General features: G+C 69.9%; 23 protein-coding genes and 1 pseudogene. 13 read left to right on the top strand and 11 right to left on the bottom strand.

Translation table 11 applies throughout. The annotated features are described in order from the left end of the window. Window positions 1–319 precede the first annotated feature (319 nt). Entirely contained in the window at window positions 320–1,498 is a 1,179-nt protein-coding gene (locus LXM90_RS12975; protein ID WP_020092183.1) for a DUF1624 domain-containing protein, read from the top strand. Between the two features lie 79 nt (window positions 1,499–1,577). Here the strand turns inward: LXM90_RS12975 and ybaL are convergent, their stop codons facing one another. Next, on the bottom strand, window positions 1,578–3,452 hold the full coding sequence (gene ybaL / locus LXM90_RS12970) for a YbaL family putative K(+) efflux transporter (RefSeq protein ID WP_056532444.1): 1,875 nt from the start codon (window positions 3,450–3,452) through the stop codon (window positions 1,578–1,580). Between the two features lie 878 nt (window positions 3,453–4,330). Between ybaL and LXM90_RS12965 the strand changes: the two genes are divergently transcribed. Continuing rightward, window positions 4,331–4,570: a hypothetical protein gene (locus LXM90_RS12965; RefSeq protein WP_128083280.1), complete on the top strand. Its 240-nt coding sequence runs from the start codon at window positions 4,331–4,333 to the stop codon at window positions 4,568–4,570. A gap of 53 nt (window positions 4,571–4,623) precedes the next feature. Here LXM90_RS12965 and LXM90_RS32015 read toward each other — a convergent pair whose 3' ends face one another. The 4 genes from LXM90_RS32015 to LXM90_RS12945 all read right to left on the bottom strand — a co-directional run bounded on the left by LXM90_RS32015 (window position 4,624) and on the right by LXM90_RS12945 (window position 6,770). After that, on the bottom strand, window positions 4,624–5,172 hold the full coding sequence (locus LXM90_RS32015) for an HD domain-containing protein (RefSeq protein ID WP_020095358.1): 549 nt from the start codon (window positions 5,170–5,172) through the stop codon (window positions 4,624–4,626). Between the two features lie 58 nt (window positions 5,173–5,230). After that, the gene (locus LXM90_RS12955) at window positions 5,231–5,431 is read right to left on the bottom strand and encodes a hypothetical protein (protein WP_020095359.1); all 201 of its coding nucleotides are present in this window, start codon (window positions 5,429–5,431) and stop codon (window positions 5,231–5,233) included. Next, window positions 5,428–5,595, bottom strand: coding sequence for a hypothetical protein (locus LXM90_RS12950; protein ID WP_020095360.1), 168 nt, complete (start codon window positions 5,593–5,595; stop codon window positions 5,428–5,430). The genes LXM90_RS12955 and LXM90_RS12950 overlap by 4 nt, the downstream gene beginning before the upstream one ends. Window positions 5,596–5,807: 212 nt before the next feature. After that, window positions 5,808–6,770 carry an ArdC family protein gene (locus LXM90_RS12945; protein WP_234082866.1) on the bottom strand — a complete coding sequence of 321 codons (963 nt, stop codon included), beginning with the start codon at window positions 6,768–6,770 and terminating at the stop codon, window positions 5,808–5,810. Window positions 6,771–7,984: 1,214 nt separating this feature from the next. Between LXM90_RS12945 and LXM90_RS12940 the strand changes: the two genes are divergently transcribed. Together LXM90_RS12940 and LXM90_RS12935 are read left to right on the top strand one after the other, a co-directional pair. Continuing rightward, window positions 7,985–8,515, top strand: a complete 531-nt coding sequence (locus tag LXM90_RS12940; protein ID WP_234082864.1) for a hypothetical protein — start codon at window positions 7,985–7,987, stop codon at window positions 8,513–8,515. Between the two features lie 139 nt (window positions 8,516–8,654). Then, the gene (locus LXM90_RS12935) at window positions 8,655–9,512 is read left to right on the top strand and encodes a hypothetical protein (RefSeq protein WP_234082863.1); all 858 of its coding nucleotides are present in this window, start codon (window positions 8,655–8,657) and stop codon (window positions 9,510–9,512) included. A gap of 1,379 nt (window positions 9,513–10,891) precedes the next feature. Here LXM90_RS12935 and LXM90_RS12930 read toward each other — a convergent pair. Then, a pseudogene (locus LXM90_RS12930) lies at window positions 10,892–11,710 on the bottom strand (universal stress protein UspA). Between the two features lie 256 nt (window positions 11,711–11,966). Between LXM90_RS12930 and LXM90_RS12925 the strand changes: the two are divergent. The 7 genes from LXM90_RS12925 to LXM90_RS12895 all read left to right on the top strand — a co-directional run bounded on the left by LXM90_RS12925 (window position 11,967) and on the right by LXM90_RS12895 (window position 16,481). After that, window positions 11,967–12,485 carry an ion channel gene (locus LXM90_RS12925; RefSeq protein WP_234082862.1) on the top strand — a complete coding sequence of 173 codons (519 nt, stop codon included), beginning with the start codon at window positions 11,967–11,969 and terminating at the stop codon, window positions 12,483–12,485. 82 nt (window positions 12,486–12,567) lie between these two features. Next, complete coding sequence (locus LXM90_RS12920; protein WP_234082861.1) at window positions 12,568–12,783, top strand: hypothetical protein; 216 nt, start codon at window positions 12,568–12,570, stop codon at window positions 12,781–12,783. Between the two features lie 10 nt (window positions 12,784–12,793). After that, window positions 12,794–13,051, top strand: coding sequence for a hypothetical protein (locus LXM90_RS12915; RefSeq protein ID WP_234082858.1), 258 nt, complete (start codon window positions 12,794–12,796; stop codon window positions 13,049–13,051). After that, window positions 13,048–14,379: an NRAMP family divalent metal transporter gene (locus tag LXM90_RS12910; RefSeq protein WP_234082857.1), complete on the top strand. Its 1,332-nt coding sequence runs from the start codon at window positions 13,048–13,050 to the stop codon at window positions 14,377–14,379. The genes LXM90_RS12915 and LXM90_RS12910 overlap by 4 nt, the downstream gene beginning before the upstream one ends. A gap of 63 nt (window positions 14,380–14,442) precedes the next feature. Further along, window positions 14,443–14,895: a histidine kinase gene (locus tag LXM90_RS12905; protein ID WP_234082856.1), complete on the top strand. Its 453-nt coding sequence runs from the start codon at window positions 14,443–14,445 to the stop codon at window positions 14,893–14,895. Between the two features lie 48 nt (window positions 14,896–14,943). Further along, the gene (locus LXM90_RS12900) at window positions 14,944–15,591 is read left to right on the top strand and encodes a BON domain-containing protein (protein WP_234082853.1); all 648 of its coding nucleotides are present in this window, start codon (window positions 14,944–14,946) and stop codon (window positions 15,589–15,591) included. Window positions 15,592–15,671: 80 nt separating this feature from the next. Beyond that, complete coding sequence (locus tag LXM90_RS12895; protein ID WP_234082852.1) at window positions 15,672–16,481, top strand: universal stress protein; 810 nt, start codon at window positions 15,672–15,674, stop codon at window positions 16,479–16,481. 308 nt (window positions 16,482–16,789) lie between these two features. Here LXM90_RS12895 and LXM90_RS12890 read toward each other — a convergent pair whose 3' ends face one another. The 5 genes from LXM90_RS12890 to LXM90_RS12870 all read right to left on the bottom strand — a co-directional run bounded on the left by LXM90_RS12890 (window position 16,790) and on the right by LXM90_RS12870 (window position 19,797). Beyond that, a complete protein-coding gene (locus LXM90_RS12890) occupies window positions 16,790–17,650 on the bottom strand; it encodes a universal stress protein (RefSeq protein WP_234082851.1) in 861 nt (286 codons plus the stop codon). 14 nt (window positions 17,651–17,664) lie between these two features. After that, a complete protein-coding gene (locus LXM90_RS12885) occupies window positions 17,665–18,000 on the bottom strand; it encodes a c-type cytochrome (RefSeq protein WP_234082850.1) in 336 nt (111 codons plus the stop codon). Next, entirely contained in the window at window positions 18,000–18,815 is an 816-nt protein-coding gene (locus LXM90_RS12880; protein WP_234082849.1) for a universal stress protein, read from the bottom strand. The genes LXM90_RS12885 and LXM90_RS12880 overlap by 1 nt, the downstream gene beginning before the upstream one ends. Before the next feature lie 107 nt (window positions 18,816–18,922). Then, window positions 18,923–19,570 (bottom strand): BON domain-containing protein, encoded by a 648-nt coding sequence (locus LXM90_RS12875; protein WP_234082848.1) that lies wholly within the window; start codon window positions 19,568–19,570, stop codon window positions 18,923–18,925. 26 nt (window positions 19,571–19,596) lie between these two features. Next, window positions 19,597–19,797 carry a hypothetical protein gene (locus LXM90_RS12870; RefSeq protein WP_234082845.1) on the bottom strand — a complete coding sequence of 67 codons (201 nt, stop codon included), beginning with the start codon at window positions 19,795–19,797 and terminating at the stop codon, window positions 19,597–19,599. A gap of 132 nt (window positions 19,798–19,929) precedes the next feature. Here LXM90_RS12870 and LXM90_RS12865 point away from each other — a divergent pair, with 132 nt between their 5' ends. Together LXM90_RS12865 and LXM90_RS12860 are read left to right on the top strand one after the other, a co-directional pair. After that, entirely contained in the window at window positions 19,930–22,473 is a 2,544-nt protein-coding gene (locus LXM90_RS12865; protein ID WP_234082844.1) for a phosphoketolase, read from the top strand. Between the two features lie 9 nt (window positions 22,474–22,482). Continuing rightward, on the top strand, window positions 22,483–23,598 hold the full coding sequence (locus tag LXM90_RS12860; RefSeq protein WP_234082843.1) for an acetate/propionate family kinase: 1,116 nt from the start codon (window positions 22,483–22,485) through the stop codon (window positions 23,596–23,598). The last annotated feature ends 24 nt before the right edge of the window (window positions 23,599–23,622 follow it).

The raw sequence follows: 23,622 nt of genomic DNA, 5'->3' as shown, positions 1-23,622 counted from the left end.
GCGGCTTCCTTCCGGTCCGGCACCGGCATCGACGGGGACAGCCGGCCCTTCGCCCCGAGGCCGGGTTCGGGTACGAGACCGAAATCGCGCTCGACCCCGTCACCCGCCGCGGCGCGACCGACGCGCCACGGCCCCTCGCGCAGGAGAACGTCCTGATCACCGATCCGCAGGCCCTCCGCGCGCAGGCCGGTGCCCGTGCGAGCCGCCGCCAGGACCGCGCCGCTCGATGGTCGCCGGCATTCCGCGCGATCGCCGGCGGTGTCCGAGCCGACATCGGCGCTCCCCCGCGGGGCACCCTCGGCACGGTGGCGCGCTCCTGATGGTCGCATCGTCCTGGGCGCCCGCCGCCGCGCCCGGCGGTCCGGCGGCATCGCGGCGCGTCGGCTCCATCGACGCCCTGCGCGGGCTGGTGATGCTGCTGATGCTCGTCGACCACGTGCGGGAGTTCTTCTACCTTCACGCGCAGGTCCGCGACCCGATGGACCTCGCCGCGACGCCGCCCGACCTGGTCCTGACACGGGCTGCCTCGCACCTCTGCGCGCCGGTCTTCGTCCTGCTCACCGGCCTCTCGGCGTGCCTCTACGGGCAGAGGCACGGCGCGCGGGCGACCGCCGCCTTCCTGCTCAAGCGCGGTCTGCTGCTGATCCTGCTGGAAGTGACGCTCGTCAACTTCGCCTGGGCCGGCAGCGTCCGGCCGCCGATCCTGTACCTGCAGGTGATCTGGGTGATCGGTCTCTGCATGGTGGCGCTGGCCGGCCTGCTCTGGCTGCCGCGGGCCGCCCTCATGGCCGGGGCCCTGGCGCTCATGCTCGGCCACAACCTGCTGGACGGGGTCGCGATCCGGGCGGACGAGCCCGGCTACGTGCTCTGGTCGATCCTGCACCAGCGCGGGATGATCGCGCTGCCCTGGGGCGGGCTGGCGCGGACCTCGTACCCGCTCCTGCCCTGGATCGGCGTGATCGCGGCCGGCTACGCCCTGGGGCCGCTCTTCGCCGGCGGTGTCGACGCCGCGCGCCGACGCGCGGGGCTCCTCGGGCTGGGGGCGGCCGCCCTGGTCGGCTTCCTCGTCCTGCGCGGGCTCAACGGCTACGGCGAGCCGGTGCCGTGGCAGGCGGGGGCCACGCCGCTCGCCACGGTGCTGTCCTTCGTCAACCTGACCAAGTACCCGCCCTCGGCCGACTTCCTGCTGCTGACCCTCGGCCTCGGTCTCGGCCTGCTGGCGCTGTTCGAGGTGATGCCGCAGCGGCTCCTCGGCGGCCTGCGCGTCTTCGGCGGCGCGCCGCTGTTCTTCTACCTGCTCCACCTCGCGCTGCTGCGCGTCCTCTACGACGGCGCGGTGGCGCTGGGCCTCGCCGGGGCGTCGGGACGGGTGGAGGCCGGCTCGCCCCTCGCGCTCTGGCTCGTCGCGGCCGCCGTGAGCGTTCCCCTCTGGCTGGCGTGCCGCGCCATGGTGCGCCTGAAGCGGGCCTCGACATCGCCGGTCCTGAGCTACCTCTGACGGCGGCCCCCCGGCCGCCGACATCCGCCGCTGCCCCGTGTGGGAGCGGCCACGACCGGGCCGCCCCCGCGGTCCCGCGTCACGACAGGTCCGCCCCGTCGCGGTCGTGCTGATGGCGCAGCTCGGGGGTCCCCTTCACCGGCCCGACGGTGACCTCCGCGTCGCTCCGGCTCTCCGCGCGCGCCGTATCGATGAAGACGCGCGCCTCGCCTTCGCGCACGCCGAGACTGCGCAGCGCGTAGAAGGACATGCCGAGGGCCAGCTCCCGCTCGCCCATCAGCACGAGGCCGACGCCGTCCTCCTCGAGATGCCGACGTTCCGCCTCGCTGTGCGTGCGGACCACGGTGTCGATCCCCGGGTTGGCGGCGCGCGCGGCCTCAACGAGGCGACGGGCCTGATGCGCGTCGGGCGTGGCGACGACGAGCAGGCGCGCGGTGCCGATACCGGCCGCCTCGAGGATGCCGGGCGCGGTCGCGTCGCCGAACACGGCCTGCGTGCCGGCCGCGCGCAGGGCCAGCACGCGGCGCCGGTCGCGCTCCACCACCACGTAGGGCAGGTCCCAGGTCTCCAGCGTCGCGCCGATGCTGCTGCCGACGCGCCCGAAGCCGATGATCACGACGTGGTCCCGTCGCGGCGGCTCCCCGCCCGAGATGGCGACGTCGGCCGCGCCTTTGCGCGCGAAGCGGGCGGCAAGGTCCGGCCGGTCAGCGAAGACCTGCTCGATCCGCGCTGCCAGGGCGAAGAAGAGCGGGTTCAGCGTGATCGACAGCAGGGCTCCGCCCAGGATCAGGTTGCGGCCTTCCTCGGGCAGCAGCTTCAGCGACAGGCCGAGCGATACCAGGATGAAGGAGAACTCGCCGATCTGGGCGAGGCTCGCGGCGATCGTCAGGGCCGTGCCGAGCGGGTGCCGGAAGGCCAGCACGATGGCGACGGCCGCGAGGGACTTGCCGACCATGATGACGCCGAGCACCGCCAGGACCGAGAGCGGCGCGCGCAGGAGGATCCCCGGATCGAACAGCATCCCGACCGACACGAAGAACAGGACCGCGAAGGCGTCCTGCAGCGGCAGCGAATCGGCGGCCGCCTGATGGCTGAGATCGGACTCGGCGAGCACCATCCCGGCGAAGAAGGCCCCGAGGGCGAAGGAGACCCCGAACAGCTCCGCCGAGCCGAAGGCTATGCCCAGGGCCAGGGCCAGGACCGCTAGGGTGAACAGCTCCCGCGAGCCGGTGCGCGCCGCCTGGTCGAGCAGCCAGGGCACGAAGCGGCGTCCGCCCACCAGCATCAGCCCCGCGAAGACCGCGACCTTGGCGAGCGTCAGAACGACGGTGAGCGCGAGGCTCTGCGCGTACTCCGGTCCGACGAGCTGGGCGACGAGGTCCGTGAGGGCGTGGGCCGTGCCGTGCCCGAGGCCCCGGGCCTCGCCCCCGAGCGAGGGCGCGAGGGCGGGCAGGACCACGAGGGTCAGCACCATCGCCAGATCCTCGACGATGAGCCAGCCCACCGCGATGCGGCCGTTGTCCGTGTCGAGGAGGCCGCGCTCCTCCAGCGCGCGGAGCAGGACCACCGTGCTCGCGACGGAGAGGGCGAGGCCGAAGACCAGGCCCTGCCCGAGGGTCCAGCCCCAGGCGAAGGCGAGGCCGATCCCCATGGCGGTCGCCGCCGCGATCTGCACCACCGCTCCGGGCAGGGCGATGGCGCGCACGGCCATCAGGTCCTTGAACGAGAAGTGCAGCCCGACCCCGAACATCAGCAGGATGACGCCGATCTCGGCGAGCTGGCCCGTGAGGTTGCTGTCGCCCACGAAGCCCGGCGTGTAGGGGCCGACGAGGACGCCCGCGACCAGGTACCCGACCAGCGGCGGCAGCCTGAGGCGCTGCGCGACCATCCCGCAGATGAAGGCGAGGGTCAGCCCGAGGGCGATGATGGCGATCAGTTCGGTCGCGTGCGGCACAGGGTCTTCACCTCCGGGGGGCGATGCGGATAGGGCGGAGCGAGCCTTTCCGAATGGCGGCCGCGTTTCAACGCTCTTCCGACCGAACGCCTGTGCGAACCGCCGTCGGCGATCGCCGCGTGCCCCTCGGGCGCCGCGAAACCGCCTCCCGCCGAGCCGCGATGGTCTTCCGGAGTGCTGTCCCGCGCCAGGGCGGCGGGCGCCGCCCGCGTCCTCGCGTCCCGATCGCCCATCGTGCAGGAATCCGGCGCGCGGTCGAGGGCCGAGGCGGGTCGGGGCGGGACGAACGGCCGGGACCTGGAACCCGCGGCCTCGCCGCTGCCGGAACCGGGCGCCTCGTTGGGACCCGCGCCGCGGGAGCGGTGCCGCCCGCGCGACGTGCGGCAGCCTGACCGGGATGCGCGACACCGTCACGCGGCCCGGAAGCGGGCGCGCGTCCGGCCGCAACAGGGTCGGGTATTACTCTAGCTGTCCGTGAGGATCGACGTGAGATCCGTGAACCCCTGGGCCTCGCTCGTGAGCAGGGCCACGAGCAGCAAGCACAGGCCGCCCAAGAGTGCGACCCCGGCCGTGGCTCCCACCAGATCCGACGTCCGAATGGTCGGCTCAGCTTGACGGCTGAACAGCAAAGCTCGCCCTCTGCGAGTGTTCGGATACGTACGGCTCACGCGATGCCCCCAGAGATCGAGGCCCCTTGTATTAACGTTCACATGATCGGCTCTTCATCCGCGCGCGAACCGCGAGCATTGTAAATCGCGTGCGCTGGCGCACGTCCAAGATCTAGGAAGAGGATGATTTGACCTTCCCTCGATTGTCCGGGCCTTGGTCGCGGGCGGCCGCTGCTCTTCGGGGACAGCTTCGGCCACCGGGTGCCGTTCATGCTGACGATCCTGTTCGCTGTGACATTCCGGGAGGTGCACGTCGTCTGGCCGACCTCGATCGATGACGGGCTGGTCGATCGCGTGAAGCCCGACCCCATGCTGACCGAGATGGACGAGCGGCTTCTCCATCTGACCGTCGACGGCGGCTTCGCTGTCGCGGTGCACGCGCGCGGGCGGTTCGGCGCCGAGCTATCAGGGGTGTCGCGGCGCGGGTCGCCGCGCATGCCGCGGCCGTGACAGCGGGACGGCGCCGGTCGCGCGAAGCTTCGCCGCATGGGCAAGGCGCTGGGCTAACGCGGCCCGCTGCCTTCGACCGTCGTCGGTGAACCGAGCCAGCCCTTCGCCGCCGCCGCCGCGCGCAGGATTGCCTTGGCAGGCTCGTACTTGAGATGAAGCCGCTCGCGGGTCTCCGCGGGCAGGAGCGCCAGACGCCCGGGATCCGAATTGTCCTCGAGGTCGGCGAGCTTGACGAGGGTCGCCCGGAGGGTGCCCACTTTCGCGATGTTGTTGATCCAGGCCGCGTAGGTGACGCGACCTCCGGGCTTCGTGAGCATGGCGACCGAGGTCAGCACGTTGTCGCTGAAGCCCTCCTTGGCCAAGTCCCCGAACCCGTAGCGGGTGTCCTCGACCACATCGTGCAGCCACGCGGCCTGCAGCGCCTCGTCCCGCTCCAGGTCGGACCAGAACGGGCACCCTTCCGACAGCCCGAGCACGCCGGCAGCCACGCGCGCAAGATGCTCGATATACGGCCTGCCGGCCTTGTCGACTTGGCCGTCGTGGGCGACGGTGGCCACCGTCCGCGCGTCGGCCGCGGTCCGGCGGAGGGGAGGCAGGATCACGCGGTCATCCCTTCACCGGATACGCCAGCAGGGTCGCTGTCCCGGCCATGTACCGCTCTCAGCCCGACACGAACAGCATCATCATCCGCGCCGCCGCCGCGACCTGCTCGACGGTGGCCTCCGGCATGTCGGCGACCGCCTTCTCGACGATGCTCCGGGCGATGCCGTCGTACAGGCCGATGCCCAACGCGAACGTGCTGAGACGAACCAGCACGCTGTCGGCGATCGCCTTCCGCTTCGGATCGGGCACGTCGCTCATGTCGTCCTCGGGAAACTCATGTTGATCGCGCTCTCGGCCACGTGCAGCGCAGCGCCGGCGCGGAGGCTCGTCGCCTGAGAGCGCATTTCGATGGCCTCGGCCACGTCGACGTGGTGGCCTGTCGGGATCGTGAAGGGCTCAGCCGTCGCGGTCTCGCTCTCCACAGCGGTCGTCTCGGCCTCACGGTGCGGAGCGCCGGCGCCGGACGGCCCGCGGGCCGTTCGGGACCGTGCGGATTCTCGTGCCGCGGGGCGACACCGCGCGTTCCGGCGGACCCGCTCAGTCCCGGCACCGAAGGTCCTGTTTCCCTTGGGAAATTTGGCTGGGGCGCCAGGACACTAAGCCCGCCGCCAGCTTCCAGGAAAAGCTAGTCTTCTCAGTTGCTTGTCTCGCGAGGCACCTGGGGATGTGTAGCAGCATTGTGGTGCGAGCGGCAACCTCCTGCAGAGTTCGGCCCGGTCGTCGCTGGCCCGCCCAGTTGCAGCGTTGCGAGGTAGTCGGCAGCGCGTGAGCCTTGGGCGGCGGCTTGGCTCAGCGCGCGCGGGTCGGCGCGTAGGAGCGACGCCCAGGAGGCGCAGTAGGCGGCGTGGTTCGGGTGGGGTGTGCGTGCGATGCCTAGATCCGCCAGTACGAAGGCGGCGCCGAGCTCGGCCACGAGCTCTTCGGCGGCGTAGGTGCGGGCACCGAATCGGCCGGTAAGGTCGCGGGCGAGGCGATGGGCGGCGCCGGTCCAGTGCACGAGCTCGTGGGCGAGCGTGCCGGCATAGCCCGTGGGCGTGCGGAAGGCGTCGCGGGTGGGTAGGTAGATCGTGTCGGCGGCCGGCACGTAGCAGGCGCGGGCGCCCCCATGGCGGATCGCGGCGCCGGTTGCGGCGACGAAGGCGTCGAAGGTGGGCAGCGGGTCCGGGGCGTCGCTGGGCGCGGGGGCGTCGGCAGGCGGCGGGACGGCGTCGACCTGCGCAACGTTGAAGACGTGGGCCGCGCGGGCGACGAAGGGCGCGCCGGCGGTGGGCTCGGCCTCCGCCCCGCGGGGCAGCTCCTTGTAGAACAGCACGAGGGTGGCGCGCTCGCCCCCGCGGACCTGGGCACCGAGCGCGACCCACTGCCGGTAAGTGGCCCAGCGCGCGTCGGCGTAGCCGCGGGCCTGGGCCGCGCACCAAAGGGCGAGGACGTTGATGCCGCGGTAGCGCCGTCCGGTGCGGGCGTTGCGGGGCATGGGGTCGGCGCCGTGCCAGGGGGGCGTCCACGAAGCGGGGTCGGCGGTCTCGAGCTGGACGAGGATGGTGGTGGCGACAAGGGCGTGCAGGTCGCTGGCGGGCGGGACGGCGGTGGCGGGCATGAGGGACGATGCTCCCGGGCTGGCCGCGGCAGGGTGATGGCGGCGGGCACGAGGCGGGGTTCCCGTTGGGGCGGGGATCGTTCACCGGCAGATGAAGTGCCGGGTGCATCTGGGTCCGGTGGGGGCGTGTGGCTGGGCTGGGCTGTGGGGGCTGGGCTGTGGGGGCTGGTGATGGGCGCGTCCCCATTCCCTCATCCGGGATCCTGGTGAACGTTTGAGGGAGGCCGGCTTGCTGGAGGCAAGGCTTTGCCGGTGAGCGGCAAAGCCTCACTCGCCCGAGAGGGGGCCCGGGATCCCGGAGCCACGCCGTCGGTCGACCGGCGGATCGAGGTGCAACCTTGCGATAGGGAGGCCGGGGTTGGGCTGTCGGCCTTTATGCACCGCTTCCCGTCACCTTGGACGGCCAGCGCGAACGGACCCCGTCTGCTCGATCCGCGGACAGTGGGGTCGTTTCGGAGGGTTGGGGCTACCCATCTCCTCCGTCCTGCGACGCGTCGTTCGCACGACGTGCCGCTTGTTGCCGATACCACTCGGCAGCTGACCCGGCGGTCCCCATCCCGCCTGGCTAGCGGTGGAGGCTCGGTGCTCATGGGGAGCGTGGCATGTGTTTCTTGCCTTTGGTCGTTGTGAAGCTCGTTGCTACACATGCCATGTGGGGAAGCGTTTCCACGCATCTGATCATGCATGAACGGCGGCTCTTCCCGTCGTTCTGTCGCTGCGGAATTCCGACCTGGTCATCCGGGGTCGTGACGGCGGGCAGCCTTGCGTCTCACGTCTGGCTCTGAGGCATCCGGAAATTTCAAGCGGGTGTGCGTGAGCTCGATCTCCGCGCTGATCTGGAAGCTGTCGCAGACCGACATCTTCGGCGAGTCGACCTTCCTTTGATCACGGATTCGTGATCGATCCCCGAGAAAAACTTCGCTGGTGCCTGACCTGGCCGTCGCTCCTTCCGAGGACCTAGTGAAGGTTGTGCCGACCTCAAACTCTTGCGGGAACTTGGTTTTTTGCTGGGCCGTTTCGGCTCGGAGGCTTTGATCGCCGAAGTGTTAAACACGTCATATCCGGGTTTAGTTGATGGCCGACATGCCGGTTGAACTTACTGCAAAAATACTTTGCGTTTTGCCTTGAATGCCGCGATTGGGTGTGTATTTTAGATTTACCGTCGGCGGCGAAATGTAGCCTGTCGGTAGTTATCTTATATTGGCGGAGAGATCATGCGCATGATCATTTACGGCGCGCCTTCTGGCGCGGCAGCAGACGCACGCCCTGACGACAGCAAATATGCCTCGTCGGGTGCACCGGGGATTAGTGCGGACGTCCCTACGCCGGCGTTGGAGCTGACAGCGGAGAAAGGCCCGTGTTCGGCGTCAGAGACCGACGTGCGGCGATCGTTGAGTACACCGGTGGTGGCTGAGCCCTGGCGTCCCTTGCGAACGAGTGAGACGAGCTGTCGCGAGGCGTATTTCGATCGCGTCGAGGCAGAAACGGACCTCGATAACCGTGCTTTCACGCTGAGTTTGCGGGTATTCGCGCCCTATGACGAGCGCACCCGCGATCTGGTCAGATCGGTGTCCGACGCTGGTCCAGTGGGCGCCGCCGTCCAGAACTTACTGCACAGCCCGGAGCCGATGCCCGAGTCGATCTTAGTCCCGGTACGCCTTCCGAAGCGCCCGAAACTGCCTTCGATGAAGTTGTGCGGGAGCTTGTTCGAATATCTGACGAGTAATAACGACAAGACGGCCTGATCTCGTCACTAGCCGAGATCGCCCGCTCTGTCGCCTCCTGAGCCGTGTACACGAACTGGTACCTGGCTCTTCAGGACGACCCGCTGCGCACATTCCGGCCGTGGTGGGTCGCTCTTCCCGAAATCCTTGGAGTACTGGGATGCTCGATTTTGACGAGGCGAAACCATTCTCCGACAGGAGTGAGGACGAAGTCTTTCTGCCTTACTCCGACAGTCATCAGCGTGCGATGCGAGACGCCATCGTTGGCTACTGCCCTGCCGCGTACGACGAGCAGTTCCAGCCCGAGTCGCGGTCGATCACGCGGATGCAGTTCTGGACTGCCCACCAGGGCGTGGCGTTTGCAAACTACCGAGGGCGTATCCTAAACGTGCAGGTGACCGTCGCTTGGGACAGGATGGGTCACCGTTACGGCCAGGAGGTCGATGGGGCTCACCGCCGCATGATGCAGGCTCAGCGCAAGTTCATGCGGCGGCACCTCGTGCCGAACTACAACTACACGGTGTTCGAGCGCTCCGAGACGTTCGGCCTCCACTCGCACAGCGGAGCCCACGTGCCTGATGCCGTGTACCCGCAGTATCGGCGGTGGCTGGACCGGTACGTCAAGCGGCTCGATCGCGTCGGGTTTCAACGACGGCTGCACGTCCGGCGCCGGCGCGAGACGGCGCCCGCTCGCGCCATCGAGGAACAGTGGCGCTGGTTTCGCTACTGCATGAAGGGCGTTGACCCGACCCTCAGTGCACACGAGCGGGACGTCTTCGGATTGACGCCTACCGATACCTTCGCGAGCTTCTCTGGCCTGAAGCATCGTTATAGCGGTATCGTAACGCTTCCACGCGTGCGGCTGTCGCAGGACATGCTCAGGAAGGCTAGGCGAGAGGCCGGCTACCCCGAGCACTACTACCTAGTCGAGGGCGAGCACCGGTACGACGATTTCGAGTACCGGCGTGGGGAGGCCGATCGCTTGACGGAGATGCTGCGGTGCAGCCCGATCTATTAGGCAGGCCTCCGAGCGAACTAGCGAGTTCAGGCCGCCCCTGAGAGAGTCGGCCGTCCTTCCGCGTTCTGATCAGTTCGTAGTCAGCAAAGCCCGCCGGGAATTCTCGGCGGGCGTTTTTCTGTGTCCGGGCCTTCGTGATCTGGGCCTCCCCAGTGATCGGGATGACGTCTCGCGAGCCTTAATCGGGGCAGCGCGGTCAGATTAGCGGCCGTCTGTGACCTTCCACACACGGCCCGAAGTGTTTTGGCGACGACTGTGGGGACGTCCTCGTTGGCCCGCCAAGAAAACTGCCATTTTGACTGTCTGTGCAGGAATGGACGTTCGTCGAGCCGAAATGGCGGCTCGTTCCGAAAAAATGTTGCAGCCGAACGACTTGCGCATGCAGATGGGGCAGGCGGGCTATTTGGCAGCCTCGGCGTGCAGCACCGAGAACGTTGGTCTCCATTCGGGGCATCGGGCGCAGTAGATCGCGGAGAAGTACTGCCTGCAGATAGGCCGAGCCCCCGGGGAGCTCCAGGGAGCGACGCTGTCGCGTGCGGCCAGTCGCCTTATCCTGCTGTTGCAGTAGCGCTGCTGCGAGAGCAGCACCGATCTGCTCGGTGGCTATTGGGCCGATGATTGGCGGAAGTCGCGCATGTGTATTCGGGTCGCGGGGCGGCTTGGGTCACGGCTCGTGCCGCGGCCCCGTCGAGGTGCGGGGCGCGGATGAAGATGTACTCGCGGTTTGGCGCCTAGCAGGCCCGCGGCCTGGCCTGCTCCGGCGCGTTCGAAGGACCGGCCGCGCAGATCCGAGCTGCCCCTGTGCCGCGCATCTTCCCCGAAGCCGATCGGTAGCAGGCCGAGGTCGACCTCGCTGACCCGCTGCAGCTGCGACGTCAAGTCGGGCAGATGCCTGCCACGACGTTCGTCACTCGCCGCTGGTACTTAACCCGCCGCAAGACAGTAGCCCTGCCGTCAGCACCACGGCGCGCCTGCCGCTCCGCAAGCGGACCTTCCGCGTAGCGCCCAATGCAGTCACTAGATGGCCCTCGTTCGCGTCTCCAAAGCGGACATCAGTCTAGCCGACCGTCACAACATTCTTAGCTTCAAACCACCTTCGCCCTGGGCGCCCAGTGTCAACTTCAACGCAAATTATCTCGCGCGGCGCTCCAAGCGCCCTCCTTTATCGCGCCAAAAGGTATGATCTCCGGCGGCATGCCTCCCGGGATGCCCAGGGGCTCGTTCATCGGCGGCATGTCGTTATGTCCAGGCATGAGCACCCCGACTGGCTCGGGTAGGGGGTCTTCGCCCGGGTCCAGCGGAAGCGCGGTCGAAGGCGGCGGGAAGCCCGGTTTGCCTCGGTTCGGATCGACTAGGTTGGCCATCGAAACGCCCTCCGGTCAGTGGGACATCAGGCAGCAGACGGACGCCTTCTCCAGCAGGTCTCGCGTGACCCCTCCGAAGAACCACTCTCGCAGGCGGCTGTAGCCGTAGGCGCCGGTCACGATCAGGTCGGCGCCGAACATACGCGTCGCGCCCCTCAGGTCATCGGCGACGGTCCAGCCGGAGGGCCCCGCCAGGTGCGCGCTGGCCCTCACGTCGTGCAGCGCGAGGTAGCGGACAACGTCCTCGACCTAGTGGCGGTCCTCGCCATCACCGACCCGAAACACCTGCACCGCCTCGGCGCGACGCAAAATGGGCATGGCATCCGACACCGCCCGGCGCGTCTGCAAAGTGTTCTTCCAGCCTATGACGACGCGCTTGGCTTCCAGGTGCTCGATGCCGGCCGGGACCGCCAGGACAGGCCGCCCCAGCCCCATCAGCGCATCGCCGACGCCGACCGCCATACCGGGCGCCAAGCCCTCGTCGTCGGCGTGGCGCCCCACGACGACGAGGTCCGCCGCACGGGATTGCCCTTCCAGGAACGGGACTGGGGCGGCGACGTCGGAGCGCCACTCGACCCGGTCGATCAGGCAAGAGGCCTTGCGGAAGGCCTGCTCCGCGTTCGCGAGCTTGCCCAGGGCGGCCTGACGGATCTCCTCGATGACCATCCCCATGGGCACGGCGGTCTCGCCGTACCCCCGCGGGTAATCGGGCATGCAGGCGGCGACACCGACAAGGCGGGCCCCGAGGCGCTCCGCGAGCCCAGCGGCGAGCCGGACCCGCGCCGGGGCGTGAAGCCCGTCATCGACCGCGACCATGATGCTGGCAATGGACATCGGAGCCTCCCTCGACCCGGGTTGGGCGGCCACCACGGTGGAGGTCTCCGGACAGGACGGCGTTGACCTGCCTCAAGTATCAGGTCCGGGTTCGGGTAGAGGAGGAGCGCCGGCGTCATCTCCGACCCTTCTGCGACCCGGACCACGGCGTTACCGGCACGATCAAGGTCGCAGGAGCGTCACGCTTGAGGCAGGTCAACGCGGCCCTCGGTGAGGTCGGGCACGACCCTCGTGCCCCGTCCATGGAACCGAAGCCATGTTCGTCGTCCTGGCCGCCAGCATCGTCCTCGTCATGGCCACCATCTTGCTGCTGTACGAGACCCTTCGCCTCACGTCGGAGCACCTTTCGGAACTGCCGGTGCCTCCGCGCTGGCGCATCGTCGCCGTGGTGCTGGCGGCCTTCGCAGGACACACGGCCGCTGTCTGGACCTACGCCGTCGCCTACTGGTTGCTGGTCCTCAGGCTCGGGCTCGGCGCCTTCTCAGGCGTGCCCATCGAGACCTTCGAGGACTGCCTTTTCGTCTCCGTGGTCGCCTACTCCTCATTGGGCTACGGCGACCACGCCCCGGTCGGCCATGCCCGCCTGCTCACCGGCGTCGAGGCGCTCAACGGACTCCTGCTGATCGGCTGGTCCGCCTCGTTCACCTATCTCGCCATGGAGCGCTACTGGCCGCTGCACGGGAAGGCGCACGCCCATCGCGCAGCATCGGCCCGCCACCCGGCGGACGGGGAGCCAGGTCGCGAACCACTTTTCCCGCCGACGGCGGGGACATGAACGCGGGCGCCCTTGCGCTGGATCAACGCCGGCCGGCCCGACCGGTTCAAGGTCCGCATCGACCGGCAGGCGGAGGCGGGCGATGCGCATATACTTGGTCACCTTCCACAAGACCGTCCCGGACGATACCGGCCACGACCACCGCGTGCTGCAACGGCAGGCGGTGGTGACCGCCTGCTCGGACGTGGCAGCCGCCTACGCGGCCAAGGCGATGCTGTGCGAGGCCGACGGGGTCGTCGACTGGCGGCTGCGGGCGGACACCTGCGAGGTCTGCGAACTCGGCGAGCATGCGGCGTGAGGAGGCGAGGATGAGCCATGGGCTGACCGAACCCGTGCATTGGCAGGGGCGGCGATGGGCCGTCACCGGCTACGGCATCGAGGCGCTCGACGGGATGTACCACGTCCCGTTCGCAGACATTCCGGATACCGGGGCGGCGCGCCCGGATTGGCTCGACGCCCTGTTCCGGCGGTACGGCACGGACGGCGACGACCTGTCGGCGGCCCTGAGGGTCGCGCGCATGGTCCGGACCGAGGCGAACGCCACGGCCTCGAAGCCGGTGTCATGAGCGTCCCGTCCGTCGCGACCGGGGAGGCGGACGACCCCGAGGCTCCGAGCCCCACCGTCGGTCCCTCAAAGCCGCGCCTGCTCCGGGTACTCGGGCCCGGGCTAATCACCGGCGCCTCTGACGACGACCCGAGCGGCATCGCCACCTACGGGCAGGCCGGCGCCCAGTTCGGCTACGGGCTGTGCTGGACCATGCTCTACACCCTGCCGCTCATGGCGGCGGTGCAGATGGTCTCGGCGAGGATCGGACGCACCACCGGCCACGGCATTGCCGGCGTGCTGCGCGAGCATTACCCGAACGGCCTCCTTCAGGGCGTGGTCATCCTGCTGCTCGCCGCCAACGTCCTGAACCTCGGGGCCGATCTCGGCGCCATGGCGGACGCCCTCGCCCTGCTCGTGCCGGGCCCACGCTGGCTGTACGTGGCCCTCTTCGCCGGCACCTGCGCCTTCATGCAGCTCGCCCTGCAGTACACGCGCTACGTCGCCGTCCTGAAGTGGCTGACGCTGAGCCTGTTCGCCTATCTCGGCGTGGTGATCCTGGCCCGCGTCTCCTGGTGGGACCTCGGCGTGGCCATCGCCCTGCCGCGCATCGACCTCGGCGGGGGCGGCCTCACGGCGCTGGTGGCGCTCTTCGGGACGACGATCAGCCCGTACCTGTTCTTCTGGCAGGCAGCCGAGGAGGCCGAGGACCTGCACGCCTTCCCGCGCCGGCGCGATCTCCTGCACGCGCCCGAGCAAGGCGGGCACGCCCTGCACAGGATCGAGGTCGACACGCTCGTGGGCATGACGTTCTCGAACGTGGTGGCGCTCGCCATCATGGTCACCACGGCGGCCGTCCTGCACGCGAACGGCGTCACCGACATCCAGACATCCGCCCAGGCCGCGGAGGCGCTCCGCCCCCTCGCCGGACCATTCTCGGCGACCGTCTTCGCGCTTGGCATCATCGGCACCGGGCTGCTGGCGGTCCCGGTGCTCGCGGGCTCGGCGGCCTACGCGGTCGGGGAGGCCCGGCGCTGGCCGGTGGGCTTCGGCCGGCGCCTGCTGGAGGCGCGCGCCTTCTACGGCACGGTCGCGCTCGCGACCCTGGTCGGCATGGCCGTCAGCCTCGGCGCGGTCGATCCGATCCGGGCGCTCTACTGGAGCGCGGTCGTCAACGGGGTCATCGCGGTCCCGGTCATGGCCGTGATGATGCTGGCGGCGGCGCGGGCCGACGTCATGGGCGCCTTCGCAGTGCGAGGCTGGCTCAAGTTGCTCGGTTGGGTCGCCACGGCCTGCATGCTGCTCGCGGTCCTCGCCATGCTGGCGACCGCTGCGCTTCCCTTGATCTAGCGCAACGCGGTCCGGCGGACCGCCTTCATCCTCGCCCTAGCAACCGGAAGCGGGAGTCGGGCGATGCAAAAGGAACGGGACACAAGTCCGGTCGTGCTGGTCGCGGAGCCCCAGGCGCTGCCGGGCATGTGGCTGGAGGACGTCCTCACCGACGCCGGCTGCGCGGTCAGCGGCCCCTACGGCACGTGCGCGGAGGCGGCCGAGACCCTGGACGAGGCTTCGCCGGACTTCGCGGTGATCAGCACCGACCTGAACCGGGGGCCCGGCTTCCCGCTCGCCTATGCCCTGCGCCGCCAGGGCATCCCCTTCGCGCTGATCGCGGGCAACGCGAGCGTGCCGCGCGCCTTCTCGGACGTGCCGACGTTCGACCGCCTGTTCGATGCACGGGACGTTGTCGCCGCCGTGACCGCCCGTTGCCCGACCCGGGTAGACCGACGAGCCTGCCCGATGGCCGCACGGATCGCGGCGGGCGAGGACGTTGCGCTGGATCAATGTCCCCCAGCCTGCCGGTCCTAGCCTCCGTCGAGGCCAGCGACGGCCCAGCCCTTATCGAGGAGACGAGCGATGGGCGACAAACAGATCCGCCAGAACATCATCGACGAGCTTGAGTTCGACCCGAGCATCGACGCCGCCCATGTCGGCGTCTCCGTGGAGAACGGCATCGCCACGCTGACCGGCCATGTCGGGAGCTACACGGAACGCGTCGCCGCCGAGAAGGCCGCCCAGAAGGTGCGCGGCGTGCGCGGGGTGGTCGAGGAGATCAAGGTGCGCTTCGGCGGCGAGACGCCGCCGCGCGACGAGGACTTGGCGCGCCGCGCCGTGCAGATGCTCGACTGGTCGGTGACCGTGCCGCGGAACGCCGTGCAGGTGAAGGTCCAGGATGGCTGGGTGACGCTGTCCGGCAAACTGGGCTGGCAATACCAAAAGGAAGAGGCCTACCGGGCGATCCGGCGGCTCGCGGGTGTGGCCGGCATCGTGAACGCCATCGAGGTGGCGCCGAATGCGAGCGTTCCCGACGTGCGCGCGAAGATCATGGCGGCGCTCAAGCGCAGCGCCGAGCTTGAGGCGGACGCGATCAAGGTGACGGTCAAGGACGGCAAGGTCGTCCTGGAGGGCAAGGTGAACGCCTGCCACGAGCGTCGGATCGCCGAGAACGCCGCGTGGTCGGCCCCGGGCGTGCGCGCCGTCGAGGACCACCTCACGCTGGCCTGAGCGCGTCCCGGCCGGGTCGTAAGCTCCGTTCGACCGGTAGGCCCGGCCTGACCTCGTTACCAACCAGCCCGGAGACATCCATGTCCTACAATAGCGTCATGGTGGCGGTCGACCTCGGTGAGCATGCGCGGGAGCGCATCCGGCTGGCCGCGCACGTCGCCGACGATTTCCAGGCACGCCTGATCGGCGTCGCGGCGGAGATGCCGGCCTACGACGGGGCCCCTTCCGGCCCGATCCCGGGCGGCGGATACTGCATCGCTTCTGTTCAGGAGGACGTCCTGAACGACCTCCGGCTGGCGCACGAGACGTTCAAGGAGGCCGTCGGGGGGCGGAGCCGGATCGAGTGGCGCTCCGCCCTGGACTTCCCGTCGGCGTTCCTTGGGAGGCAGTCGGCGGCCGGCGACTTGCTGGTCACAGGACGTGGCGACGACGGCAGCCCGCTCATGTCCGTAGACCCTGGGGACGCCTTGATGCGGCTCGGCATGCCGATGCTGATCGTTCCGCCGGGGGTCGACCACCTCGAAGCCCGGCGGGTCGCGGTGGCGTGGAAGAACACCCGCGAGGCGCGTCGCGCCGTGCGTGACGCATTGCCGTTCATGAAGCGAGCTTCCGGTGTGGTGCTCATCTCGGTCGACGACGGGAAGGAGACGGATGACGTGCGGGACGTCATCGGCCTGTTGCAGTCACACGACGTCCACGCCACAGCGGTCCATAGGCATACCTATGGTGCTTCGACCGCGGAGGCGTTGGTCGAGGCGGCGTCTGAGCAAGCGGCGGACCTGATCGTCGCCGGTGGCTACGGGCATGGCCGGCTTCGGGAATGGGCCTTCGGAGGCGTCACCCGCGACCTGCTCACCGGCTGCCCCGTCTGCTGCCTGATGAGCCACTGATGGCCATCATCGCGACCGCAGCCTTCGTCGTCTCAGTCGCAATTTCGTCGCGTGTCCCGGGCGTCCGGGCGGGAGGACCGGCTCCTTCGCTCGATGCGAAGGGTACATTTGTCGAGCCCGCGGACACCCACTACCGACATTGTGAGGGCTCCTGCCTGAAGAGCGGCTCTCTTCATTGGTTCTGCGAGCCTCGACAGAGCTGCGGCCTCGACTGCGCCACCAAACCTCCACACAGGCACTGTCACAATCCTAGGCAATGAGGACAGACTATTATCGCTTCTACCGCGCAGCCCTCATGGCCTGACACGTCAGTGGGCCATGAGCACCGGGATGCGTGCCTTGTCGACGACGTGGCGGGTCACACCACCGAGCAGCAACTCGCGCACCCGGCTGTGAGTGTAGGCCCCCAGAGCCAACATTGAGGCGTCCCGACGCTCCGTTTCGGCCAGGATGGCGGCGCCGACCGAGGATCCGTCCTCAACTTCCAGGGAGACCGCCTCCGCCACGATGCCGTGCCAGCGCAGGTATCCGCACAGGTCCGCCGCCCGCGCCTCCTCGAAGCGCTCGGTCCGCGCGTGGACCACGGTGACCCGGGCGGCCTCGTGCAGCAGCGTGATGGACTGCCCGATCAGGCGCGTCGCTTCCAGGCTACCGTTCCAGGCGATCATGACGTGGTCCAGCAGGTCGTACGGGACGGTCTCGCCGACCATCAGCGTCGGGCGCCCCACCGAGAACAGCGCCGTGTCGAGCGCCCGCCCGGTGAACGGATGCGCCGGGTCGGGCCGGTCGACGATGACGAGGTCGCTAACGCGGCCCGCCAGGGTCAGGAGCGGCTCGACCTCGCCCGACAGTTCGGTCCAGGTCGCGAAGGTGGCGTCCAGCCGCCCGCCCGACATCCCGAATGCCACCCCCTCGCGGGCGCACCACGCGCGCAAGGCCGCCTGAGCCTCGGCCGCGGACTCCCGCACGCCCCGCTCGATGGCCTCGATGGTCGCGCAATCCATCGGCACGAGGCCCGCCATCCCGGCGAGCACGTGCTCCGGGCCCGGCGCCATGAAGCTGACGCCGATATGCGCGTGCAGCGGCCGACCGAGCCTCAGGGCCGCATCGAGCCGTTTGGTCGGGTCGATGCCCGGAGCGGTGGGGACAAGGAAGCAGCGCAGAAACATCGGGGTCTCCTCGCTCAGCGTTCGAGGCTTTTGAGGTAGGCGATCAGGGCCTCGGCCTCGTCCGGGTCGAACCGGAACTCCGGCATGCTGGGGTGGCCCGTGCGGATGCCCTCCGCGAGCGCCTCGCCGAGGTCCTCGACGGGGTAGCGCGTGTGCAACTCGCGGAAGGGCGGCGCTACCCGCAGGGGGCTCGCGCCGGCCCGCCCGACGGCATGGCAGCGGGCGCAGTTGGTCCTGGCGAGCGTCTCGCCCTGCTTGACCTGCCGGTCCCAGGCGAAGGCGGCATGAGTCAGATGAAGGATGGCGAGCAGCGCCAGGGTGCCCGTTGAAAGGGTGGTTGCCAAGCGCATCAGTGGCTCATCAGGCAGCAGACGGGCGTCGTCGTCAGGACGTCGCGGGTGGCCCCCCCGAAGACCCACTCGCGTAGGCGGCTATGCCCGTAAGCGCCCATCACGATCAGGTCGGCGTCCTCGCGCCGGGCGAACCGAAGGATCTCGTCCGCGGCGCCGATCTCCGGCTTGTGCAGCAGGTGCGTCGTGACGGTGACGCCATGGCCGGAGAGGTAGGCGGTGACGTCCTCGGCGCCCTCGTCGTCAGCCCCGGGGCCCACGACCGCCACGTGGACCTCGTCCGCCCGGGTCAGGAACGGTAACGCGTCGTGGACGGCCCGGCGCGCCTCGCGCGTGTCCTTCCAGGCAACGACGACCCGCTTCGCCGCGAGGCTTTCCACGCCCGGCGGCGCGATCAGGACCGGACGCCCGACCTCCATCAGGAGTGCCCCGGCCGGCACGCCCATCGGACCCGGGTCGCCGTCCGCGGGACCGTGCCGTCCGACGATGACGACGTCCGCGGCGCGTGCCTGCGCGGCGAGGTAGGCCAGGGGGCTGGTCGGGGCCGAGCGCCAGTCAGTCCTGTGCGCCGCCCCGGCCTCGCGCTCGAACAGGGCCTTGGCCGCCGCGATCTGCTCGTCCGCCAGGCGCTCCTCGATGGCCCAGACGCGCTCGACCTCGATCATGTCGCCGACCGGCATGGGAGCCAGGACCGGGCGCGCAGCGACGCCGATCAGCGTGGCCTCGCAACGCTCGGCGAGGCTCGCCGCCAGTTGGACGCGGTCCGCCGCCGCGGCCCCGAGGTCGACCGAGACCATGATGTTGGAGATCTTCATGACCGTCTCCCGCCGCCGGAAATCCGGCTCCATTCGGGTAGCGTGACCCTGGTCCGAGGCGCCGGCCTTGATCCATCTCAAGCAGCGCGACCGGCAGCAGGCCAACCTCAGCAGGCGAGCGTCAGGCGGTCGTCGACGGCCCGGACCCCCGGGGCCGACCACGCGGCCCGCTCGGCGAGTTCGCGCTCGCGCCAGACATCGACGCACCCGTCGAGGGTGACCTTGTCGCCGTCGACGTGCACGCGGATCGTGTCCGGGTCCCGGGCGCTGCGCCGCAGGGCCGCGAGGATCCTGTCCTTCACCTCGGCGGCGCGTGCCGGCGGCTTCACCGCGATGAAGTTGACGATGTCGGTGACGCCGGCCAGCCGCCGCAGCGCCTTATCGACGGCCGCCTTCTGATGGTAGTACGGCACGCATCCCTGCAGCGTGACGCAGCCCTTCTCGACCTTGAGCGTGACCGAGTCCCGGGGGACGCGCGCGTCCCACTCGATGACCCGGGCGCAGCGTTCGGCCAAGGCCTCGTCGCCGACGGCCGGGTCGTCAGGGTAACGGACCGTGATCCGCTCTACCACGCCGCGTACGCCTCGGACCCGGAGCGTGACGCGTTCGGCGATGCCCTTCTCGGCGTAGTTCCGGACATGCCCGGTCAGCGTCACGATGCCGTTCTCGACCGTGACGCCGATCTGCGCCGCGTCGATCATCGGGGCGTACTCCAACTCGTCGAGCACGTGCCGGTGCACGGTGATGTCGTCCATCGCCGGTCTCCTCGCTCCGTCGGGGTTCAGAGGGCGAGCCAAAGCAGCGCCGGCGTCACCGCCGACGCCGCAATGGCCAGGGCCAGGGCCTGCAGGCTTCCGATGCTCCGGTAGCGGTAGCCATCGGTGACGACCCGTCGGCCCGCGTCGTTCAGCGGCGCCAGTTCGACCGGTACCCGCACGCGGCGTACCGTCCGGATTTGGGTGGTTCGAAGCACCAGGGTCATCGTTCGCTCCCGTCTTGCCTGACGGGGGACATCCTGCCGGCCCTCGCCGGGCGCGCTTTGATCCACCTCAACGCCGCCGGTCCGGTCCGCCGGCACGGTCTACGCCGGGATGAACACTCCCGGGAGGCCGGCATGGACGCGACGCACGGAACGAGGGAGCGCCAAGAAGGCGGACATCGAGGCGACCGGCGTGCGCCGACGTTCGTGCCGGGACCGCTCGGACCTGACAGCCTCCGCAGGATCGACGCCTACTGGCGGGCCGCGAACTACCTGTCGGTCGGCCAGATCTACCTCATGGCCAACCCGCTCCTGCGCGAGCCGCTGCAACCCGAGCACGTCAAGCCGCGGCTCCTCGGCCACTGGGGCACGACGCCAGGCCTCAACTTCATTTACGCGCACCTGAACCGGGTCATCAGCCAGCGCGATCTCGACATGATCGCGGTCTGGGGACCGGGTCACGGCGCGCCGGGGCTCGTGGCGAACGCGTACCTGGAGGGCACCTACAGCGAGATCTACCCCGACGTCGCCCGGGACCTCGACGGCTTGGCGCGCCTGTTCCGGCAGTTCTCGTTTCCCGGGGGCATCCCGAGCCACGCCTCGCCGGAGCTGCCGGGCTCCATCCATGAGGGCGGCGAGCTCGGCTATTCCTTGGCTCACGCGTTCGGGGCAGCCCTCGACAATCCCGGCCTCACCGTCGCCTGCGTGGTCGGCGACGGCGAGGCCGAGACCGGGCCGCTCGCCGCCTCCTGGCACGCGAACAAGTTCCAGGACCCGATGACGGACGGCACCGTGCTGCCGATCCTGCACCTCAACGGCTACAAGATCGCCAACCCGACGCTCCTCGCGCGCATGCCCGGGGCCGAGTTGCGCAGCCTCCTCGTCGGCTACGGCTACGAGCCGACCTTCGTCGAGGGCGACGAGCCGGCCCCGATGCACCAAGCCATGGCCACCGCCCTCGATGCGTCCTTCGACGCCATCGCGGAGATCCGCAGGCGCGCCGTCCGCGGCGAGCCAGGGCGTCCGCGGTGGCCCATGATCGTGCTGCGCAGCCCCAAGGGCTGGACGGGGCCGGACCGGGTGGACGGCAAGCCCGTCGAGGGCACCTGGCGCTCGCACCAAGTGCCCGTGGCGGCCGTGCGGGATGACGCGGAGCACCGCGCGATCCTGGAGGCTTGGCTGCGCTCCTACAGGCCGGAGGAGTTGTTCGCCGAGGACGGCTCGCTCGTACCCGACCTCGCGACACTTCCGCCCAAAGGAGCGCGGCGCATATCGGCCAACCCGCACGCCAACGCGCACGGGAGCGCCCCGCTACGCCTACCGGACCTAGGCCGCGTCGCCGTTGCCGTGCCGGAACCCGGCCGCACCAGGGGCGAGGCCACCCGCGCGCTCGGGACCTACCTTCGGGAGGTGATGACGCTGAACGCGCGGAGCCGGAACTTCCGCCTGATGGGGCCGGACGAGACCGCCTCGAACCGCCTCGACGCGGTCTTCGAGGTGACCGGCCGGGCCTGGCAGGAGGAGATCGTCCCCGGCGACGACCACCTCCGGCGCGACGGCCGAGTCATGGAGGTGCTGAGCGAACATCTCTGCGAGGGCTGGCTGGAGGGTTACGTGCTGACCGGGCGGCACGGCCTGTTCGCCACCTACGAGGCCTTCGCCCACGTCGTCGATTCCATGGTGAACCAGCACGCCAAGTGGCTGAAGTCCTCGCGCGACCTGCCCTGGCGCCGGCCGGTCCCGTCCCTGAACATCCTACTCTCGTCCCACGTCTGGCGGCAGGACCACAACGGCTTCAGCCACCAGGACCCGGGCTTCATCGACTTCGTGGCGAACAAGCGCGGGGACACGGCGCGGATCTACCTGCCGCCGGACGCGAACACGCTTCTCTGCGCCATGGACCACTGCCTGCGGACCCACGACCGCATCAACGTCGTCGTGGCCGGTAAGCAGCCCGCCCTGCAGTGGCTGAGCCTGGACGAGGCCGTCCGGCACTGCGCCGCCGGCGTCGGGACCTGGGAATGGGCCTCGAACGAGGGCGAGGCGGAGCCCGACGTGGTGATGGCCTGCGCTGGCGACGTCCCGACCCAGGAGACGCTCGCCGCGGTGGACTGGCTGCGCCTACACGTCCCGGAGATGCGGGTCCGGGTCGTCAACGTGGTCGACCTGATGACGCTGCCGGCGCCCGGGACGCACCCGCACGGGCTCGACGACCCGACCTTCGACAGCCTGTTCACGCGCGACCGGCCGGTGGTGTTCGCCTACCACGGCTATCCGTGGCTGATCCACAGGCTGACATACAAGCGGACGAACCACGGCAACTTCCACGTCCACGGCTTCATCGAGGAGGGCACGACGACTACGCCCTTCGACATGTGCGTGCTGAACCGGCTCGACCGGTTCCACCTCGCCCAGGCCGCGATCCGGTCCGTGGCACGACTGGGCGCCCGCGCCGCGCATGCCGAGGAGGCGCTCCGGGACGCGTTGGCCGCCCATCGCGAGCACGTCCGCCGGACAGGCGACGACCTGCCGGAGGTGCGGGACTGGACCTGGTCGGGACGGCACGCGCCCGAGGACCACGACCGCCGGATCGAGGGTGACATCATGCAGTGCGGCCCGACCGACGCGGACGAGCCCGGCCGGTCGGGCACCGTGGACGGTTGGACGGTCGTCACCTGAGAGCGCACGATGATCCTCGTTCTCAACGCCGGATCGTCCAGCCTGCGCTGTGCCCTGTTCCGGCCCGGCGTCGACGCACCGGTCTGGCGCACCCACGTCGCCGGCACCGGGACGCACCCGAAGCTGTCGGTCGATGGCGAGCCGGTGGTCGGCGAACGGCCACCACAGGGTGACCACGCGACCGTCGCCCGCTGGCTGTTCGACCGACTGCCCTACGCGCCGACGGCGGCCGGTCACCGCGTCGTCCATGGCGGCTTGCGCCACGCGGCGCCGGTCCGCCTCGATGCGGACGTCATGGTCACGTTGGAGGGACTGGTGCCGCTGGCACCGGCGCACCAGCCGCAGGCCCTGGCCTGCATCCGGGCGGTCGGGGAGACGTGGCCGCGCCTGCCGCAGGTCGCCTGTTTCGATACGGCCTTCCACAGGACGCAGGATCGGCTCGCCCAACTCTACCCGCTGCCGCGCGCCCTCATCGATGAGGGGCTCGTGCGCTTCGGCTTCCACGGGCTGTCCTACGCCCATCTCGCCCGAAGTTATCCAACAGGGCGGGTACTGGCCGCCCATCTCGGGCACGGGGCGAGCCTGTGCGCGATCCGGGACGGGCGCAGCGTCGCCACGACGATGGGCTTCACGACGCTCGACGGGGTGATGATGGGCACCCGCAGCGGGGCGGTCGACCCCGGCCTCGTGCTGCACCTGATCCGGGAGCGTGGCCTGTCGCCCGACGCGGTGGCCGAGCTCCTGAACGAGCGGTCGGGCCTTCTCGGCGTCTCCGGCATCAGTGACGACGTGCGGGTCCTGGAGGCGAGCGACGCGCCGGGAGCGCGTGAGGCCCTGGACCTGTTCGCTTACCGGATCGTGCGGGAAGCGGGCTCCCTCATCGCCGCACTCGGCGGGGTCGACACCGTCGTCTTCACCGGCGGCATCGGCGAGCATTCCGCGCAGGTCCGCGTCGCGGTCTGTCGCGGGCTTGCGTTCGCGGGCGTCGCGCTCGACGACGTGGCCAATGCCGGCGGCGAGGCGAGGATCGAGGCGCCCGGCTCGGCGGTCACGATCCGCATCGTGCCCGCGAACGAGGAGCGCGAGATCGCCCTGTCGGTGACCGAAGCGCTCGCCCTGACGTGAGCGCGCCTGTCGCCGGGCAAGCCA

Source organism: Methylobacterium oryzae (assembly GCF_021398735.1).
Taxonomy (GTDB): Bacteria; Pseudomonadota; Alphaproteobacteria; order Rhizobiales; family Beijerinckiaceae; genus Methylobacterium.
The sequence above is the reverse complement of the archived record's forward strand: the minus strand, read 5'-3'. Positions and strand labels throughout refer to the sequence as shown.

Bases quoted from the DNA above. Each gene is read 5' to 3' on its own strand.
- LXM90_RS12975 (WP_020092183.1), top strand. From the start codon at position 320: ATGGTCGCATCGTCCTGGGCGCCCGCCGCCGCGCCCGGCGGTCCGGCG.
- LXM90_RS12965 (WP_128083280.1), top strand. From the start codon at position 4,331: ATGCTGACGATCCTGTTCGCTGTGACATTCCGGGAGGTGCACGTCGTC.
- LXM90_RS12955 (WP_020095359.1), bottom strand. From the start codon at position 5,431: ATGAGCGACGTGCCCGATCCGAAGCGGAAGGCGATCGCCGACAGCGTG.
- LXM90_RS12945 (WP_234082866.1), bottom strand. From the start codon at position 6,770: ATGCCCGCCACCGCCGTCCCGCCCGCCAGCGACCTGCACGCCCTTGTC.
- LXM90_RS12940 (WP_234082864.1), top strand. From the start codon at position 7,985: ATGCGCATGATCATTTACGGCGCGCCTTCTGGCGCGGCAGCAGACGCA.
- LXM90_RS12935 (WP_234082863.1), top strand. From the start codon at position 8,655: ATGCTCGATTTTGACGAGGCGAAACCATTCTCCGACAGGAGTGAGGAC.
- LXM90_RS12925 (WP_234082862.1), top strand. From the start codon at position 11,967: ATGTTCGTCGTCCTGGCCGCCAGCATCGTCCTCGTCATGGCCACCATC.
- LXM90_RS12920 (WP_234082861.1), top strand. From the start codon at position 12,568: ATGCGCATATACTTGGTCACCTTCCACAAGACCGTCCCGGACGATACC.
- LXM90_RS12915 (WP_234082858.1), top strand. From the start codon at position 12,794: ATGAGCCATGGGCTGACCGAACCCGTGCATTGGCAGGGGCGGCGATGG.
- LXM90_RS12910 (WP_234082857.1), top strand. From the start codon at position 13,048: ATGAGCGTCCCGTCCGTCGCGACCGGGGAGGCGGACGACCCCGAGGCT.
- LXM90_RS12905 (WP_234082856.1), top strand. From the start codon at position 14,443: ATGCAAAAGGAACGGGACACAAGTCCGGTCGTGCTGGTCGCGGAGCCC.
- LXM90_RS12900 (WP_234082853.1), top strand. From the start codon at position 14,944: ATGGGCGACAAACAGATCCGCCAGAACATCATCGACGAGCTTGAGTTC.
- LXM90_RS12895 (WP_234082852.1), top strand. From the start codon at position 15,672: ATGTCCTACAATAGCGTCATGGTGGCGGTCGACCTCGGTGAGCATGCG.
- LXM90_RS12890 (WP_234082851.1), bottom strand. From the start codon at position 17,650: ATGTTTCTGCGCTGCTTCCTTGTCCCCACCGCTCCGGGCATCGACCCG.
- LXM90_RS12885 (WP_234082850.1), bottom strand. From the start codon at position 18,000: ATGCGCTTGGCAACCACCCTTTCAACGGGCACCCTGGCGCTGCTCGCC.
- LXM90_RS12880 (WP_234082849.1), bottom strand. From the start codon at position 18,815: ATGAAGATCTCCAACATCATGGTCTCGGTCGACCTCGGGGCCGCGGCG.
- LXM90_RS12875 (WP_234082848.1), bottom strand. From the start codon at position 19,570: ATGGACGACATCACCGTGCACCGGCACGTGCTCGACGAGTTGGAGTAC.
- LXM90_RS12870 (WP_234082845.1), bottom strand. From the start codon at position 19,797: ATGACCCTGGTGCTTCGAACCACCCAAATCCGGACGGTACGCCGCGTG.
- LXM90_RS12865 (WP_234082844.1), top strand. From the start codon at position 19,930: ATGGACGCGACGCACGGAACGAGGGAGCGCCAAGAAGGCGGACATCGA.
- LXM90_RS12860 (WP_234082843.1), top strand. From the start codon at position 22,483: ATGATCCTCGTTCTCAACGCCGGATCGTCCAGCCTGCGCTGTGCCCTG.